The following is a 416-nucleotide window of genomic DNA, read 5'->3' as shown; positions in this document are numbered from 1 at the left end:
AGCGCCGCGATCTGCGAGCCGCGCATCAGGCCGCCCGCCGCGATGATCGGGAGGTCCACCGCCTCCCGTACCTGGGCCACCAGCGCGAGCAGGCCCACGCCCGCCGTGCCGTCCGTCTGCGGGTCGTCGCGGTGGGTGCCCTGGTGGCCGCCGGCCTCCACGCCCTGGACGCAGAGGGCGTCGGCGCCCGCGGCCCGGGCGGTGCGGGCCTCGTCGACCGAGGTGACGGTGACGACGGAGTACGTACCGGCCTGGCGCAGGGCGGCGAGGACCGCGGGCGCGGGGCAGCCGAAGGTGAACGAGACCACGGGGACCGGGTCTTCGAGGAGGATGGCGAGCTTGGCGTCGTAGCCGTCGTCGCTGGTGCCGATGATGTCCTCGTCGGCCAGGGACAGCTCGTACCAGCTGGCCTCGCC

The 416-nt window shown here is 75.2% G+C and carries 1 protein-coding gene; it reads right to left on the bottom strand.

The window, feature by feature from the left end; all coding sequences use genetic code 11:
- Nucleotides 1-416 (bottom strand): nitronate monooxygenase (locus G3I78_RS49330; protein WP_164437196.1); only part of this gene is annotated, 416 nt, incomplete at both ends.

Origin of the sequence: Streptomyces sp. SID13726, assembly GCF_010548375.1 — a bacterium.
Classification (GTDB): Bacteria; Actinomycetota; Actinomycetes; order Streptomycetales; family Streptomycetaceae; genus Streptomyces.
Note: the sequence above shows the minus strand (reverse complement) of the source record. Positions and strands in the feature narration are given on the sequence as shown.